Origin of the sequence: Synechococcus sp. R55.2 (assembly GCF_047462075.1) — a bacterium.
GTDB lineage: Bacteria > Cyanobacteriota > Cyanobacteriia > Thermostichales > Thermostichaceae > Thermostichus.
Genome location: NZ_JANSIH010000414.1, coordinates 1 through 16796, shown reverse-complemented (window position 1 = coordinate 16796; position 16796 = coordinate 1). Strand labels below are relative to the sequence as shown.

At 60.8% G+C, this 16796-nt stretch carries 13 protein-coding genes; 11 read left to right on the top strand and 2 right to left on the bottom strand.

Annotated features, from left to right (window positions below; all coding sequences use genetic code 11):
- From NW838_RS13615 to NW838_RS13575, 9 genes are all read left to right on the top strand, one after another.
- Positions 1 to 1546 (top strand): alpha/beta hydrolase (locus tag NW838_RS13615; RefSeq protein WP_414428214.1); only part of this gene is annotated, 1546 nt, incomplete at its 5' end.
- Between the two features lie 85 nt (positions 1547 to 1631).
- Complete coding sequence (locus tag NW838_RS13610; protein ID WP_414428213.1) at positions 1632 to 3470, top strand: ABC transporter permease; 1839 nt, start codon at positions 1632 to 1634, stop codon at positions 3468 to 3470.
- A 46-nt stretch (positions 3471 to 3516) separates the two neighbouring features.
- Complete coding sequence (locus NW838_RS13605) at positions 3517 to 4440, top strand: ABC transporter permease (protein ID WP_414357441.1); 924 nt, start codon at positions 3517 to 3519, stop codon at positions 4438 to 4440.
- Positions 4441 to 5056: 616 nt separating this feature from the next.
- A complete protein-coding gene (locus NW838_RS13600; RefSeq protein WP_414330801.1) occupies positions 5057 to 5209 on the top strand; it encodes a photosystem II protein Y in 153 nt (50 codons plus the stop codon).
- Positions 5210 to 5243: 34 nt separating this feature from the next.
- On the top strand, positions 5244 to 6344 hold the full coding sequence (locus tag NW838_RS13595) for an NAD(P)/FAD-dependent oxidoreductase (protein ID WP_414428212.1): 1101 nt from the start codon (positions 5244 to 5246) through the stop codon (positions 6342 to 6344).
- Positions 6345 to 6533: 189 nt separating this feature from the next.
- Complete coding sequence (locus tag NW838_RS13590) at positions 6534 to 7439, top strand: 6-carboxytetrahydropterin synthase (RefSeq protein WP_414428211.1); 906 nt, start codon at positions 6534 to 6536, stop codon at positions 7437 to 7439.
- A complete protein-coding gene (locus tag NW838_RS13585) occupies positions 7393 to 8760 on the top strand; it encodes a DNA double-strand break repair nuclease NurA (RefSeq protein WP_414428210.1) in 1368 nt (455 codons plus the stop codon). Before NW838_RS13590 ends, NW838_RS13585 begins: the two co-directional genes overlap by 47 nt.
- Before the next feature lie 126 nt (positions 8761 to 8886).
- A complete protein-coding gene (treS, locus tag NW838_RS13580; RefSeq protein WP_414428209.1) occupies positions 8887 to 12309 on the top strand; it encodes a maltose alpha-D-glucosyltransferase in 3423 nt (1140 codons plus the stop codon).
- Positions 12310 to 12356: 47 nt separating this feature from the next.
- Positions 12357 to 13118, top strand: coding sequence for an SOS response-associated peptidase (locus NW838_RS13575; protein ID WP_414374190.1), 762 nt, complete (start codon positions 12357 to 12359; stop codon positions 13116 to 13118).
- On the opposite strand, the gene dprA is transcribed toward NW838_RS13575, so the two are convergent.
- Complete coding sequence (dprA, locus tag NW838_RS13570; protein WP_414428208.1) at positions 13057 to 14214, bottom strand: DNA-processing protein DprA; 1158 nt, start codon at positions 14212 to 14214, stop codon at positions 13057 to 13059. The genes NW838_RS13575 and dprA overlap by 62 nt on opposite strands.
- 138 nt (positions 14215 to 14352) lie before the next feature.
- Here dprA and NW838_RS13565 point away from each other — a divergent pair, with 138 nt between their 5' ends.
- Both NW838_RS13565 and NW838_RS13560 read left to right on the top strand, forming a co-directional pair.
- Positions 14353 to 14538 carry a hypothetical protein gene (locus NW838_RS13565; RefSeq protein ID WP_414356651.1) on the top strand — a complete coding sequence of 62 codons (186 nt, stop codon included), beginning with the start codon at positions 14353 to 14355 and terminating at the stop codon, positions 14536 to 14538.
- Entirely contained in the window at positions 14531 to 15985 is a 1455-nt protein-coding gene (locus tag NW838_RS13560) for a sodium:solute symporter family protein (protein WP_414356653.1), read from the top strand. The genes NW838_RS13565 and NW838_RS13560 overlap by 8 nt, the downstream gene beginning before the upstream one ends.
- Before the next feature lie 24 nt (positions 15986 to 16009).
- Here NW838_RS13560 and NW838_RS13555 read toward each other — a convergent pair whose 3' ends face one another.
- Positions 16010 to 16795 carry a lysostaphin resistance A-like protein gene (locus NW838_RS13555; protein ID WP_414428207.1) on the bottom strand — a complete coding sequence of 262 codons (786 nt, stop codon included), beginning with the start codon at positions 16793 to 16795 and terminating at the stop codon, positions 16010 to 16012.
- Position 16796: the final 1 nt, after the last annotated feature.

The following is a 16796-nucleotide window of genomic DNA, read 5'->3' as shown; positions in this document are numbered from 1 at the left end:
GAGCCGGCAGTTGGATTTTTATCTGCGGCGGCTCACGCCAGAGCAACAGGCAGCTTTGGCGGATTTGCTGACACGTAATTTTGACCTTGACCAGGTTACGGTCAGCCAGTTTACCTACTCTGCGATTGGCGAAGATCTGCTGCGGCGGTTGACCCTAGTATTGCATGGAGATGGAGAAGCAGAGTTTTATGCATTGCGGGCGGCATTGATCCTGGCGGCAGGGGATCCCGAGGGGCTGACGTTGGTGAATGTGTTGCGCCGCTACCCGCTGGAGAAGTTGCAGATCGATCTGGATATGAGCATTCGCTTGGTGCGAGAGGCCGGTCAACTCTTCCGCCAGCGGGATCTGGTGATCGCAAGGCTGCGAGAAGAGGCCGGGCGGAAAGCTGAGTGGGCATCTTCCAGCGCTTCTCTCAGCATGGCAGCCCAAGACTCAGCTCAACCTCACCTTAGCCCCGAGCAGCCGGGTGAGTTGGAGTGGCAGGTGGAGCGCTTCCAGTTGGTCAACCCTTGGCGCGATACGCCTGTGTCGGTGGAAGTCTATCTGCCGGAGGGGAAGGGGCGTATCCCCTTGGTGGTGATCTCCCACGGCATTGCCTCTGACCGCAATACCTTTGCCTACTTGGCCCGCCATTTGGCTTCTTGGGGGTTTGCGGTGGCGGTGTTGGAGCATCCGGGCACCGATGTGGAGCGGGTGCGCAGCTTTTTGTCAGGGTTTGGCTCTTTGCCGGGGCCCTATGAGTGGGTGGCGCGGCCCCAGGATATTTCTCTGCTGTTGGACGAGCTGGAACTCAGGGCACAGCAAGATCCCAGCCGCTGGGGCAGGCTGGATGTAAAGTCGGCAGGACTGTTCGGCCAGTCTTTGGGGGGATACACGGTGTTGGCGGCAGCAGGGGCTGCGCTCAATCCAGCCCGCTTGCAAGAGAACTGCCAGACATCCCATTCCTTGGAGCTGACCCTGAATGTTTCTCTGTTGTTGCAATGTCGGGCGATAGAGGTGTTCCAGGCTTCCAACCTGGCCGCGCAGGCGGGGCAGTTGGCAGATGCGCGCATTCAGGCGGTGTTTGCCCTCAACCCCCTCACCAGCACGGTGTTTGGCCCAGAAGGGCTAGGCCAAGTGGGGATCCCGGTGATGATAATGTCGGGCAGCGAAGATTACTTTACCCCCGCCCTAGCAGAGCAGATTGAACCCTTTACCTGGCTGGGATCCCAGCAGCGCTATTTGGCGATAGTGGAGGGATCCACCCATTTCACCTTCCTGGGTGGGGGTGGCCAGGGGGCCTTCCCGGTGCCGCAGGAGTTGATCGGGCCAGATCCCCAGTCAGCTCGCCCCTTGCTCAAGGGCTTGGCCACTGCTTTTTTCAAAACCTACCTGGCGGCGGGATCCGACTCCGGCGGGTTTTCTGAGTATTCGACTTATCTCAACTCTGCCTACGCCGAATCCCTGACCCCAGCACCTCTACGCACCACTTTGATTCGAGACTTGAGGCCAGAACGGATCCAACTGGCCTCGTTCGCGACGGCGGTGCGGAGCACTTTCCCGTGAGAAGTGTCTTGAGCTGAGGAGCTGAGAAGAGGGCTGGCTGCTATCTTTTCGGATTATTCCCTTTGGTTTTGCTGAATCTCTGCCCATGCTGCTGTTGCTGACCAATCTGAGCGCCGTTTTGCTGTTTTTGCTCTGCCCCTGGTGGGTGCTGAGGCGGGAGTTCGGCGGCACAGGGGTGCTGGCAGGAACCTTTGGCCTCATCGACCCGCAGCAGTTGGGGATCCCGGAGACTTTGGCGGTGGGTTGGATCCCAGGGTTGAGCTGGGCCTGGGTGCTGTTGGCGCTGTTGTCGTGTCTGGCCCTGGGGATCAAAGAGCGGCAAGTGCGGGCCCGCTGGCTGTACAGCTTGGGGGTGGGCGGTCTAGTTCTGTTTGGGCTGGGCTTGCTCTGGTTTTATGGGGCAGTGGGGGCGGTGAACAGGGCGGCCCTGGCGGAAGGGATCCCGCCAACTCGGTTGCCGTTGCGGCGGTTCAGCCCTTCTTTGGCTGGCTATGCCAGCTTTGCCTATGCCCTGCTGCTGTTGCTGCTGGGGCGGCTGCAGTTGCCGGGGGGAAAAGCCTTTTTGGTGCGGCGGCGGCAGATCATCGTCCCCCTGACTGCCTTGGGGGCGGCGGTGGCAGCAGGGGCGGTGGTGGTGGGGTTGCTGCGGCCCGGCCTGGGCTCCTCGCCCGATTCGCCTTTTTTTGTAAAGCTAAGCACCAAACTGGACTTGATCACCTACACCTTTCAGGTGCTGTTTAGCCCCATCACTCATCTGCCCGGGTTGTTCCAGAGTTTGCTGCTGGCCACTCCTCTGATTTTTACGGGGTTGGCGGTGGCCTTTGGCTTTCACGCGGGCTTGTTCAACATCGGCGCGCCGGGACAACTGACGATGGGAGCCATTGCCACCATGCTGGTGGGGGTATACCTGCCGGGGCCAGGTTGGCTGACTTTGCCCCTCTCGGTTTTGGCGGCGGCTGCCGGTGGAGCCCTTTGGGGTGGGATCCCCGGTTGGCTCAAGGCCCGCTTCGGCACCCACGAGGTCATCAACAAGATCATGATGAACTACATTGCCGACTCAATCTTCTTGTTTTTAATTTCGGCCAACCAGTACCGTTTTTTCGGCTATCCGGTCACTTTGCCCTTCAAGGCCCCCGGCCCAGAAGCCCGTAGCTACGAAATTCGCCCCGAATCGCGGCTGCCCTCGCTGCTGGAGTTGCTGGGGCTACAGGGATCCGGCCCCGGGACGCTGTCTTGGGCTTGGCCCTTGGCCCTGTTGGCCGGGGTGGGGTTTTACCTGCTCTGCAGAGGCTGGCCCCTGCAAAGACGATGCATCGGATCCCTGGCGGCAGGGCTGGGGGGATATCTGCTGGGGGGCATCTTGCCCGGTTGGCCGGTGGAGGTGCCCACAGGGTTGGCCGCCATCCGCTTGAACGGGGCCTTTTTGATTGCGCTGCTGGCGGTGGCAGTGGTGAATGTCTATCTGTGGGGAACCTTGGAGGGCTATGAGCTGCGGGCCATGGGCTTTTCTCCCAGAGCGGCAGAATATGCCGGGGTGGACTTGGGCCAAAAGCAAATCTGGGCCATGGCCATCTCCGGCGCCTTGGCGGGGCTGGCTGCAACCCACTATGTTCTGGGGGCCGGCCTCGAAGAATACCGCCTCAAGCAATCCTTGCCTGCCCAGGTCGGTTTTGATGGCATTGCGGTGGCCCTGATGGGGCAAAACTCTCCTCTGGGCATCGTCCTCACAGCACTGCTGTTTGGGGTACTCTTGACGGGGGGGCTGCGGCTCAATCTGGAATTGGGGATCAGCCGAGAATTGGTGACCGCTCTACAAGCTTTGATCGTCTTGTTCATTGCAGCAGGTGGCCTGTTGCCCGGCTATTTCACGGATCCCTTGCAGGCAGCCCAGGTAGAAATGGACTGCGATGAACGCTCAACTTGAGTACCCCTGAGCGGAGATCTCGCTTGCGCTGGCGTTGCAGAGCACTATGGCAACTCTGTTTTGGGCTTTGATCCCGGCTACCCTGCGCTCCACCACCCCTCTGTTGCTCACGGCCTTGGGGGGCATGTACTCGGAACGCAGTGGCGTGGTCAATATTGCCCTGGAAGGGATCATCTTGTTTGGGGCTTTGGCGGCGGCAGTGACCACCCAACGCCTGGAGGCTCCCCTTCTGGCGCAAACTCCAGCAGCCCAGGTGGGTTGGATCCCTTGGGTGGGTCTGTTGGCCGGGGCCTTGGGGGGAGTGGCCATTGCCTTTGTGCATGCGCTGATGTGCATCCGCTACAGAGCCGATCAAATTGTCAGCGGCACCGCCATCAACCTGTTGGCCATGAGCGTGCCTTCGCTGGTGCTGCAATCCTTCTACGGCAACACCACCAACTCTCAGGAAATTGTCAATCGGCTGCCGTTATGGCATGGGTTTAGCCCCTTGGTGTACCTGGCCTTTCTGTTGGTGCCGATCTCCTGGTGGTTGCTGTTCAAAACGCCCTGGGGCTTGCGGCTGCGAGCGGTGGGAGAGCATCCTCAGGCTGCTGCCACCATGGGGGTGGATGTCCTGGGTATGCGCTACGCGGCGGTGCTGCTCTCCGGCTTGTTGGGGGGCCTGGCGGGGGCTTATCTTTCCATCGGCTTTTTGAACCAGTTTGTCCGCAACATGTCAGCAGGAAAGGGCTTTATCGCCTTGGCAGCGATGATCTTCGGCAAGTGGCATCCCTTCGGGATCTTGGGCGCAACGCTGTTGTTTGGAGCCACCGACGCCCTGGCCATCCAACTGCAGGGAGGAGATGTGATGCCGCCCGTGTTGATCCAGGCTTTGCCCTTTGTGTTGACGATGGGGGTTCTATCGGGAGTGCTGAGCCGCACCCGCCAAACCCGCCCGCCGGCTGCCCTGGGCAAAATCTACAGCAACTGAAAGAGAGCCGAGAGACAACCCTTTCTAGCGCACAGTCATGATGGTCATCTCGATTCAAACTAGGACACTGCACCCACACCTAAAACGTTGGTCGCGTCGGCGTTGCGGAACAGTAATGCACTCGGCCAAAGGCTTTCCTCAATGGCCCAGGCATCTCACCCTAGACTGAACACCGCAGTCTAGAAATGGTCTAGAAACAGCTTAGAAACCCTCGGAAAGGCAGAGGGGCGCCAAGATGGGCTCCGGGGAACTCCCCAAAACAGGGATCCTCTCATGGGCAGCAATATCAAACTGGCTCGGTTGCTGGCTTTGGCGGCAGTTAGCGGTTGATCGGGGTCGATTGTACGCCCCTGCTGGGTACGCTAGTTCTGGACGCGATTCTCGGTGTGGGCCTGTTGGCTCCCGCCTCAGCAGTCCAGATGGGGCAAAGTCTGTCCGGTAGGGATCCCCTTTTAGGTTTATTCTGGACTTAGCCATCTTTCCAGAGTTGCACCTCAGCTTGTGCGGGATCCAGAGTCGAAAATGGTTTCACCCTATCGGGATTCCGGCAGTTGCCAACCCTGGAGGCTCTTGTTCCGAGCAGTCGGTAAATCTATGTTAGGGGGGGATGAAAACCATGGACATTGATCTTCGTCCGCTGATCGTTTTGTCGCCCATTGTTTTGGTGGTTGCCTGGGCTGCTTACAACATCATCAAGGCTGCCATCAAGGGGGAGGCCAAGCTCTTCGGCGAAAGAGGCAACAACCCCTTTGGCAGAGGGGGGAGCTGAACGTGCGGATCCGCTCACAGCCGGCAGGCTCAGTATGCTAGGTGAGGAGACCCAGGCAGCGGTAACGCCCTCCGAGGGGACAAGCCCAAAATCCGCTGATGTGATTGTTATTGGGGCCGGAGTGGCCGGCTTGGTGTGTGCAAGGCAACTGCTGCGGGCAGGGCTCCAGGTTCTGGTGCTGGAAAAATCGGCAGGCTTGGGCGGGCGCATGGCCACCCGTCGAGTTGAACATGCTGGACAAACGGTGCCGGTGGATCATGGAGCTCAATACCTGACCGCCGACTCGGATGGCTTTCATCGCTGGGTGAAGGAGCTGCTGGGCCTGGGGCTGCTGACGGAATGGACACGCTCGCTGCATGTGCTGGATCGAGAAGGGCTGCGCCCGGAGGATCCCAACGATGAAAAACCGCGCTATGTCTGCCCTCAGGGCATGACGACGCTGGCCAAACACCTGGCTGCCCCGCTGTCGGTACACACCCAAACTCGTGTGGTCAGCCTCAAACCTTTGGCAACAAGCTGGCAATTGAGGGCGGAGAACGGCCAATGCTACGAGGCTGCTGCCTTGGTGGCGACAATCCCGGCCCCCCAGTTGCTGCCTTTGCTCCGCGAAGGGATCCCCCCGGCTGATAACCTGTTGTCTCTGCTGGGATCCGCCCAGTATCAACCCTGCCTTGCGGTTTTGGCGGGCTACTCCGAGAACATACCGCCACCGCCCTGGAAGGGGATCAAGTGCTTGGAGGATCCGATGTTGGCCTGGCTGGGACTGGACAGCAGCAAGCGCCTACAGCCACTCTCGCCCGTGGTGGTCTTGCATGGGGGGGCGGAGTGGTCATCTCTGTACCTGGAGGCCAGCCCACCTGAGCTGGAAAAGGCCGGTCGAGAATTGCTGGCCCACGCGGCCCAACGGCTGGATCCCTGGCTGGCTTCGCCACAATGGATGCAGGTGCACCGTTGGCGCTACGCATTGCCTTTGGAAACCACGGGATTGGCCAGCCTAAGCACCCGTATTCCCGCCGCTGAGGGATTGCCTTTGGTTTGTGCCGGCGATTGGTGCGCCGGGGGTCGCATAGAGGGGGCTTGGCTCTCAGGGCAAGACGCTGCCAAAACCCTGCTTGGAATGCTTTCCGGGAAATGAGGGGATGCAGAGGGTATGCACGGGCCGACTCGGTCGGCAGGGGAAATGCCTGGCCTGGCGCAGGACGGAGATGACGGCAAGACCACTGGGAGGGCAGGCTGAGGGCCGCCGAGAATTTCCACCCTCTGGGCCGGGGAGTGTGCCAAGCTGAAAGGGTGGATCCCCTGGCAGGTACTCTCCTCTCCATTTATGCTCAGAACCTGCACAATCTACCGTCGGGCGCAATTTGCCGCCAGCCACCGGTACTGGTTGCCCGAGCTCTCAGAAGCCGAGAACTTGGCCCGCTTTGGCCCCAATGCCCGTTTTCCCGGCCACGGCCACAACTACGTGCTGGAGGTGGGCATGAGTGGCGAGGTGGATGACTACGGGATGGTGCTCAACCTCTCGGATGTAAAGCAAGTGATCCGGCAGCGGGTGATTCAAGATCTCAACTTTGCTTATCTAAATCAAGCTTGGCCGGAGTTTGCCCAAACCTTGCCCACTACCGAGTTTATCGCCTACGCGATTTGGCAACGCCTGGCCGATGCCTTGCCCCTAACCAGCGTCCGTCTGTACGAAGATCCTGAGCTTTGGGCCGAATACCGAGGAGAAGCCATGCAAGCCTACTTGACTGTTGCCACCCATTTCAGCGCCGCCCACCGCTTGGCTCTGGATCACCTGAGTTTTGAAGAAAACAGCGCCATCTACGGCCTCTGTGCCCGTCCCCACGGCCACGGCCACAACTACGGCCTGGAGATCACCGTCAAGGGATCCATCGACCCGCGCACGGGGATGATCGTGGACTTGGCGGCCCTGCAGCGGCTGATCGAGGAGCAGGTGGTGAAGCCGCTGGATCACACCTTTTTGAACAAAGACATTCCCTACTTTGCCCAGGTGGTGCCTACTGCCGAAAACATCGCCCTCTACATCCAGCGGCTGCTGACTCTGCCCCTGCGGGAGCTGGGGGTGCAGTTGCATCGGGTTCGCCTGCAGGAGAGTCCCAACAACAGCAGCGAGGTCTACGGGGAGTTTCCGCTGGAAGAGCTGCTCAACTCCTCAGAAGGACAAGATGTGGCTCCCCCCGCTTCTGGCAGCCCTATTGCCACGCAACGCTGATGTGACCACCATGCTGGATCTGGTTAAGCTGAGCGGGCAAATTCCTGCCTTCACCCGGCACTTGCAACAGGAGTCGAAAGCCGGCCAAGAACGCCTGCGCCAAGCCTGGCAAGTTTTCGAGCGCTGGCAGCAGGAGCCGCAGGTTTGGCAGTCCCGCTGGGCCGAGTGGGGATCCCATCTGTCGTTTGTTTGCGCCAGCCCTGCCGAGCCGCCGGAAGCCTGGGGATCCCTGCCCAAGGTCGAGCCTCTGCAGGGGCGACACACGGTGGTGGCCACGGATGGATCCCAGATTTTGCCCAGTCACCACGAGATTGCCTACTGCTCGCTGATCAATGTTGGGCGCGTGGTTCTCCACTACGGCACCCAGGAGTGGCCGCTGTTGGACAGCCAGCCCCTGCTGCTGTATGGAGATGAATCCTTTGCCCGGCACTCAGACTCCTCTTCCCCGGAGCGGAGGGCAGAAGGGTTGCCGAGGGCCCCCCTTAACCGGCGAGACTCTCGCCCACGGCGCACCCCAGGTGAACGCAATCCTACCAGCGGCACGGAGTCCTCGTTGGGGCTGGAAGAGATACTGGCCTTACGACGCTCCCAAGCGGAACTGGAGGAGCTGGCTCGTTTGGCCCTGTCGGTGCCCCGTCGCCGCACCACGCTGGCGCTCCTGGATGGATCCCTAATCCCTTGGGGACTGGAGCCTCTGCCCCAGTCGGCCCGGCGCCCCTGGTTGGATCCCATTCTGGCGACCTTGGAGCAGTTGCGGGCGGCCCGCATCCCTCTCGTGGGCTACATCAGCGCCTCTCGCAGCAGCGAAACCCTTAACTACCTGCGCCTGGGGCTGTGCCCCTACCTGGGCTGTGAATGTTATCGCTACTGCCTTGCCGACAAAACCCCCCCTTGCCATCCCTTTGCCCCCCTGCCGGATCGCGTTTTTTGGGGATCCCTGCTGCAGCCGGGAGAGCGCAGCCCCCTTTGGCGCTGCGGAGCCAGCGTGTTGGACGCCTTCGGGGAACACCACGTCCACTGTTGTTACCTCAATGTTGGCGAGGGATCCCTGGGCCAAGCCGAAATTGCTCGCCTGGAGTTTCCCGCTTGGGTGGTCCAGGATGCGGAGTTGCTGCAGCGGGCTCTGGCAGGGGTGCTGAGCCAAGTGCACAAGGGCTTTGGCTACCCCATCGCCTTGGCGGAAGCCCATCATTTGGCGGTGGTGAGAAGCGGGGATCGGCAGCGGTTTTTTGCCTTGATCGAGCAGGAGCTGCTCCGGGCCGGCCTGCGCCACGTGGCCGTCTCCCGCAAGGAAGCCCAGAAGCGGAGTGGCATTGCCTGAGCCCGAGAAAGCCCGCACTGACCCTGGGGATCCCTGGCACCCAAGAAAAGGCTGTAGCCTATTGAGGGGATCCCCATTCAACGGTTAGGGTTGCCAAGGTGTCCCAATCCTGTCTCTGTTGCCAGCATGATGATCCGAACCCCTCTGCGCAGCATCATCTCCCCCCTCACCCACAACCCCCTCTGGTACAAAGACGCGATCATCTACGAGCTACCGGTGCGGGCTTTTGCCGACAGCGATGGCGACGGCGTGGGAGACTTCCAGGGCCTGACGGAAAAGCTGGACTACCTGCAGGATCTGGGCATCACGGCCATTTGGCTGCTGCCCTTTTTCCCCTCGCCCCTGCGGGATGACGGCTACGACGTCTCCGATTTCACCAACGTTAACCCCACCTTGGGCACCCTAGAAGACTTCAAAATCTTTCTGGATGCCGCCCATCAACGGGGGATCCGCGTCATCATCGAGCTGATCCTCAACCACACCTCAGATCAGCACCCGTGGTTTCAGCGGGCTCGGCGGGCTGCTCCCGGCACCCCAGAGCGAGACTTTTACGTTTGGAGCGATACGCCCGAAAAGTACAAAGAAGCCCGCATCATCTTTCAAGACTTTGAAACTTCCAACTGGGCCTGGGATCCGGTGGCCAAAGCCTACTATTGGCATCGCTTCTACTCCCACCAGCCGGATCTCAACTACGACAACCCCGCCGTGCAGAAAGCCATCTTTGAGGTGGTGGACTTCTGGCTGAGCATGGGGGTGGATGGCCTACGGCTGGATGCCGTGCCCTATCTCTACGAGCGGGAAGGCACCAACTGCGAGAACCTGCCGGAAACCCATGCCTTCCTCAAGGCCCTGCGCCAACACATCGACCGCAACTATCCCGACCGCATGTTGCTGGCCGAGGCCAACCAATGGCCGGAAGATGCCGTGGCCTACTTCGGCGACGGGGACGAATGCCACATGGACTTTCACTTCCCCCTCATGCCGCGGCTGTTCATGGCCATCCAGATGGAGGATCGCTTCCCCATCATTGACATCCTGCAACAAACCCCTCCCATTCCTGAAACCTGCCAGTGGGCCCTCTTCCTGCGCAACCACGACGAGCTCACCCTGGAGATGGTCACTGACGAGGAGCGGGACTACATGTACCAGGTGTACGCCAAGGATCCCAACGCGCGGGTGAACCTGGGCATCCGCCGCCGCTTGGCCCCCCTGCTGGGCAACAGCCGCCGCCGCATCGAGCTGATGAACAGCCTGCTGTTTTCTCTGCCCGGCACGCCGGTCATCTACTACGGGGACGAGATCGGCATGGGGGACAACATCTACCTGGGGGATCGCAATAGCGTGCGCACCCCCATGCAGTGGAGCGCCGACCGCAACGCCGGCTTTTCCCGGGCCAACCCGCAAAAGCTTTATCTGCCCATTGTCATCGATGCCGAGTACCACTACGAAACCGTCAATGTCGAAGCGCAGCGGAACAACCCCTATTCCCTGTGGTGGACTATGAAGCGGCTCATCGCAGTGCGCAAGCGATTCCAAGCTTTTGGCCGCGGCTCCTTTGAGCTGCTCCACCCGGAAAATCGCAAGGTGCTTGCCTTTATGCGGGCCTTTGGCGATGAGCGCATCTTGGTGGTGGCCAACCTCTCCCGCTATGTGCAGTGCGTGGAGCTGGACTTGGCGGAGTGGGAAGGACTAATTCCGGTGGAGATCTTCGGGCGCACCGAGTTTCCCCCCATCGGACAACTGCCCTATTTTTTGACTCTAGGCCCCCATTCTTTCTATTGGTTCTCCCTTGAGCCCCAAACGGAGCGGATCCACCCCAGCCACAGCAAGCCGGAAGAGCTGGATCGTCTGCCCACCCTGATCCCCTCAAGCGGCACTTGGGAAAGCCTCTTTCAAGGGGAAAGCCAAAAGCAGGTGGAGGCGCTTTTGGGGGACTATCTCTACCGTTGTCGCTGGTTCGGCTCCAAAGCCCGCCAGATCCAGTCGGCCCAGATCTTGGATGCCATTCCCTGCAACCGGGAGGCAGATCCCCCCTTTCGGGGCCAGATCATTCTTCTGCAAACTGAGTTCACTCAGGGGGAAGCGGAAGTCTACTCCCTTCCGGTAGGCTACGCCACTCAGGAGATGGCTCTGCACCTGCGCAGGGAGATGCCGCAAGCGGTCATTGCCCCTGTGCAAGTGGCCGGGGATCCGCCGGGGGTTCTTTTCGACGCTTTGGCGGATAAAACCTTTTTGTCCCTAGCCTTGCAGATCATCGCCCAGCAGGGGCGCCTGCGCCACAGCTCCGGGGAGCTCTGGGCCACCACCTCTGGCGCTTTTGAGTATGACCCCAGCCTGGAACCCCGTATCCTCAAGGCCGAGCAGAGCAATACCTCTGTGGTCTACGGCAACCGGTACATCCTCAAGGTCTACCGCAAGGTGGCCGAAGGGGTGAATCCCGAGCTGGAGATTGGCCGCTACCTGCTGGAGCACCATCCCCAAGTGCGGGTGCCGCGGCTGCTGGGATCCCTGGAGTATCGCCGTCGTCGCGGGGCCCGTGGGTTTGATCCCGCCGATCAGCCCATTACCCTGGCCATTTTGCAGGAGTACATCCCCAACGAGGGAGATGCCTGGCACTACACCCTGGACAGCCTGGGGCAATTTTTTGAGGCGGTGCTGGTTCACTACCAAGAGGTGGATCCCGTGCCCGTGCCGCAGGGATCCTTCTTGGAGCTTTCCCAACAGCCCTTGCCGGAGCTGGCCTACGCCACCATCGGCAGCTACCTAGAATCGGTGCGGATCTTGGCCAAGCGCACCGCCGAGCTGCACATCGCCCTGGCTGCCGATACGGAGAACAAAGACTTTGCCCCAGAGCCTTTCTCCAGCCTGTACCAGCGCTCCGTTTACCAGTCCATGCGCAACTTGGTGGGGCAGGTGTTTCCGCTGCTGTTCGCGTCAGCGGGACGGAGTCCTTATAAGCAGCTCCCCAAGCTGCCGGAAGCAGAGGCCAACTTGGCTCGGGCTGTTTGCGACCAAGAAGGGGAAATCATGAGCCGCTTCCGCCTGATCCTGGAGCGGAAGATCACTGCCCTGCGTACCCGCTGCCACGGGGATTATCACCTGGGCCAGGTGCTGTTTACCGGCAAAGACTTTGTCATCATCGACTTTGAAGGGGAGCCGGCCCGCTCTTTGGGCGAACGGCGTCTCAAGCGTTGCCCCTTACGGGATGTGGCGGGGATGCTGCGATCCTTCCACTATGCTGTCCACACAGCTTTGCGCCAGCAACTGGAGAGCGGCTTGGTCTGCGCCGACCACTGCCCCGACATGATGCGGTGGGCCCAGTTTTGGCACCGCTGGGTCTGCGCGGGCTTTTTGGCCGAATATCTGCAGGTGGCTTCCCAAGCGGCTTTTTTGCCCCGCAGCCTGCAAGAGATAGAGGTGTTGTTGGACGCCTATCTGCTGGAAAAAGCCATTTACGAGCTGGGCTATGAGTTGAACCACCGCCCCGAGTGGGTGGAGATTCCCCTGCGCGGGATCTTGCAACTGCTGGGCATTTCCACCAAGGTTTAGGGGATCCTGTCGGCAGGCCATTTGGGGTGAGCGACTGGGGGACAAACATGTGTGGACGGTTTAGCCTGGCAGTGGCCCCAGAAGTGCTGATGCAGCATTTCGGCTTGCCGGTGGCAGCAGAAGAAAGGGCAGTTGTCTCCCGGTACAACATCGCCCCTTCTCAGCCCGTGCTGGCGATGATTGAGCTGGGATCCCTTCAGCGCAAGGCAACCCATTTTCGCTGGGGCCTGATCCCCGCTTGGAGCCAAGCCGCCAAGGCCGGGTTGATCAATGCTCGTTCTGAAACGGTGGCCGAGAAGCCTTCTTTCCGCGAAGCTTTCCGCCGTCGTCGCTGCCTGATCCCGGCAGATGGCTTCTACGAGTGGGCCGACCAGGGTACAGGCAAGAAGGGCAGACAACCCTACTGGTTTCACCTGGTGGATCGACCGGTATTTGCCTTTGCCGGGATTTGGGAACGCTGGCGCAGCCCAGAGGGAGTGGAGGTGGAAACCTGTGCCATCCTCAACACCGCTGCCAACCGCCTGATGCGGCTTTTTCACGAGCGGATGCCCGTGATTTTGACGGAAAACGACTACGACCTTTGGCTGGATCCCCAGGTGCAGGATCCCAAGCTGCTGTTGCCCCTGCTTCGCCCCTACCCGGCAGAGGCCATGGTGGCTTATCCGGTCAGCACCCATGTGAACAATCCCCGCCACGAGGATCCCACTTGCCGCGCTCCCACAGGAGAGGCAGTGCGGGGGGCCGACTTCAGCGCGCTCGACGATAGCGCATCCCCGGCAGTTGCACGAGCCAGCCTTCCAATTCCATAAGGAGCAGGGTGCTGGAGAGGGTGGTGATGTCCATCTGGGTGGCCTGGGCCAAGGCATCGATGCTGAGGATCTCGGTTCCAATGGTTTGCCATAGGATTTGCTGCCGGGGATCGGTGGGGGCAGTGGGTTGGGGTTCTGTCTTGGGCGGGGATCCCTGAACTAAGCCCAAGTCTTTCAACAGATCCTCGATCCCCAGGATCATGCCCGCGCCACTGCGGATGAGGTGGAGACAGCCACGGGCCGCCGCCGTGTCGATATTCCCCGGCAACGCATAGACTTCCCGACCGTAGTGGTTGGCTAAGTGAGCAGTGATCAGCGCTCCAGAGGTCTCAGGAGCTTCCATCACCAGAGTGGCGCGGCAGAGGCCGGCAATGATGCGGTTGCGCTGGGGGAAATGCTCTTTGGCCGGCGGTGTGCCGGGGGGATATTCGCTCAGGATGGCCCCTTGCTTCAGAATGCGCCGATAGAGCGGTCGATGGTGAGAGGGGTAAACCTGATCCACCCCCGTTCCCACCACGGCCACCGTCTTGCCGCCGGCATCCAGACAGGCCTGGTGGGCAATGCCGTCGATCCCCGTTGCCAGCCCCGAGACCACCACACAGCCAGCTTCCGCCAGGGCAGCGCTGACTTTCTGGGTCCACTGTCGACCGTAGGCCGTAGGGGCGCGGGTGCCGACGATGGCAATAGCCGGCTGTTGCCAATTGGGACATTCTCCTAGGGCATAGAGAATGGGCGGGGGATCTGGCACCTCCCACAGCAGCGGCGGATAGTCCGGATCTGCAGGCGTGAGAAAGGGGATCCCCGCTTTGAGGGTTTCCTCCAGGATCTGCTCGGGATCAAGGCCAGGACGGGCAGAGACAATAGCCTGGGCCAGGGTGGGGCCAATGCCTTCCACCTGCCGCAGGGCCGGGGCATCCGCTTGCCAAGCCCGCTCCAGGGATCCAAAAAACTCCGCCAGCCGCTTGAGCCGGTGGGGGCCAATCCCTTTGATGCGGGCCCAAGCTAGCCAGTAGGGCCGCTCCCGTTCTTCATGGCCTGGCCCACGGGAAGGCTCCCTCTTGCCAACAGGATCTGAAGGGGAAAGGGGAAAAGACAATTTAGCTCTGCGCAGTAGTGGCTGTATCTTAAATGATTGGCAAAAGGAACGCTTGGCAAAAAAGCAGGAGATGGGTAGATGTCAGGGTTGGATCCCGCCGGTAACCTTCAAGGATCAAGGCAGCTGCGGTTTGGGCGGATGCGCCAAGCTTGGGTGTGGGGGGCCTATCCCCTGCTGTGGCTGTTGACCTGGGTGGGATCCCGCTCTGCCCAGCCGCAGGTATTGGGGATCCCTGCTTGGTACTGGGGGGCAGGGCTGGCCGTGCTGCTGCTGGTGCCCTTGAATCTTTACATTGTGCGCGTTTGCTGGCCTGGAGATGACTGACAGCATTTTAAGTTTGGGTGTGGTGGGGGTGTACTTGCTGCTGCTGGCGGCCATTGGCTTCTGGAGCTATCGCCACAGCGGCCAGGATCCGGTGAGCTATTTTTTGGCAGGGCGGGGGTTGGGATCCCTGGCTCTAACCTTGACGACGCTGGCGACGCTGCTCAGTGCCTTTACCTTCATTGGGGTGCCAGCGGATGCCTATACCCACGGCCTAGGGATCTTCCTGGGGGTGGGAGTGACCACCGCCTTCATTTCGGGGCTGTTTTTGTGGGTGGGCTACCGGGTATGGCTAGCAGCCCAACACTTTGGCTTCATCACCCCTTCCGAGTTTTTCGGCCACCGCTTCAACAGCCCTCTTTTGGCTCTACTCTACTGCCTTAGCGCCCTGACGTTTACCGCCCCCTACATCAGCATCCAGATCATTGGCGGAGCCCGCACCCTGGCGGCGGTGTTGGGGGAGGGGATCCCCTACTGGCCCTTGGCGGTGGTGGTGGCGCTGGTGATCTTGGGGTATGTGCTCTTTGGCGGATCCCAGGCGGTGGTCTGGACGGACGTGGTGCAGGGGATCATCTTGATTCTGGGGATGGGGGTGGCCTTTGTTGCCCTAGCCTTGGGGGTGGGCCAGGAGGCTGCCGGGCAGTTGGATCCCTGGCTGAGCTTGCCCGGCCCCAATGGGCGCTGGAGCTGGCAGGGGCTATTTGGCAACCAGTTGCTGTTTTTCATGGCCACGCCCCTTTTCCCGCAATTTTTCCAGCGCTTCTACATGGCCAAAAGTGCCCGGCCCTTCCAGACCCTGATGGTAGTCTGGCCGCTGCTGATTCTGCTGGTCTTTTTCCCAGCAGCTCTGCTGGGGGTTTGGGGCCGCCTGGCTTTTCCCAGCCTGGAGAAAACGGATCAGATTATGCCCATGATGTTGCAAACCCTGCCCAGCGGCGTAGCAGCGGTGGTGATTACAGCAGCTCTGGCCGCCCTCATGTCCACGGCAGACTCACAGCTCCTTACGGCCAGCTCGTTGGTAACGCGGGATCTGGTAGTGACCCTCTTTAGACGCCAGCTTTCCCCCCACCAAGAAGAACAATTGGGACGCTGGGTGGTGCTGGGGATCGGTTTGGCCTCTTTTGCCATTGCCCTTAACCCGCCGGGGCTGATTGTGGAGATCGCCACCTGGAGCTTTCAGGGAAATGCCATGCTGTTCCCTGTCTTAATTGCCGGCCTGTACTGGAAGCGGGCTACCCGCGCTGGGGCTGTAGCAGGAGCCTTGGTCTCCAGTGGCCTGACTTTAGGTTGGCTGTCGGGTCTGTTGCCGCGGGCTTGGACAGGGGGCTGGTTACCCGTAATCCCGGCAGTGGTGATCGGCAGTGGGGTGTTAATTGGCGTAAGCTTGCTTACCCAGCCGCCCAAGGAGCAGGTGACCGCCTACTACGAGGAAGGGCCTTGGGGAGAGTAGGTTATTCTTTATCGATCAGCTCAATCAACGCTTTTCCAGGTCTGCCGGTAGCCAGCCAGCTTGAGCCAGGCCGTTGAGAAATGCGAAAGTCCCTCCTAGAAAAAGCAAGCCCATCAGCCCGGCCAAGGGGTTGCCACCAATCCCCGTTAGCCACGCTGGCGCCCTGCCGGTGTAGTCTATCCAGGCCAAGTTGTTGACCCAGGCCATGCCCCATACCCAACCCGCGTGCAGCCCTAGGCTAAGGCCCAGCTTGTTTTGGTTCCAGACCCTCGCCTGCACCAGCAGCAGCCCCATCAGCCACAGTCCGGGAAATTGCGGCCAAGTGGCCAGAATTTCCGGCCAAGGCTTGAGGAAATGGGCCATAGCAAACAGGAAGCTGGATCCCCACACCGCAGTGCTGCAACCGTAGTCCAGCAGCATCTCCTGCAGCAGCCAGCCGCGAAAAAACAGCTCCTCCGCCAGCGCCACCCCCAAGCCCAAAAGCAACCCCAGCAACCCATAGACCAGCAGGGATCCCCCTCCTACCGCCCTCAAACTCAGCCAACCCAGGCATCCCTCCAGGCCCAAAACCAAGAAAACCCCCCCGACCCCGATCCCCAGGCCCCACAGGATCCCGCCTCGGCAAGGCCAACTGCCATCCAGTCCATAGGCGGCAAACCCGGATCCACACACCCTTAGCCAGGCTAGCAGCAGGGCATACAGGAGCAGCCACAGGTACTCCCGTCGTTCAGGAAGAAGCCAACTCCCCAGCCCGAGCACCGGCAGCCAGGCCAAGCGCGGGATCGCCAAGAAAAGCAGCAGACGCAGCAGA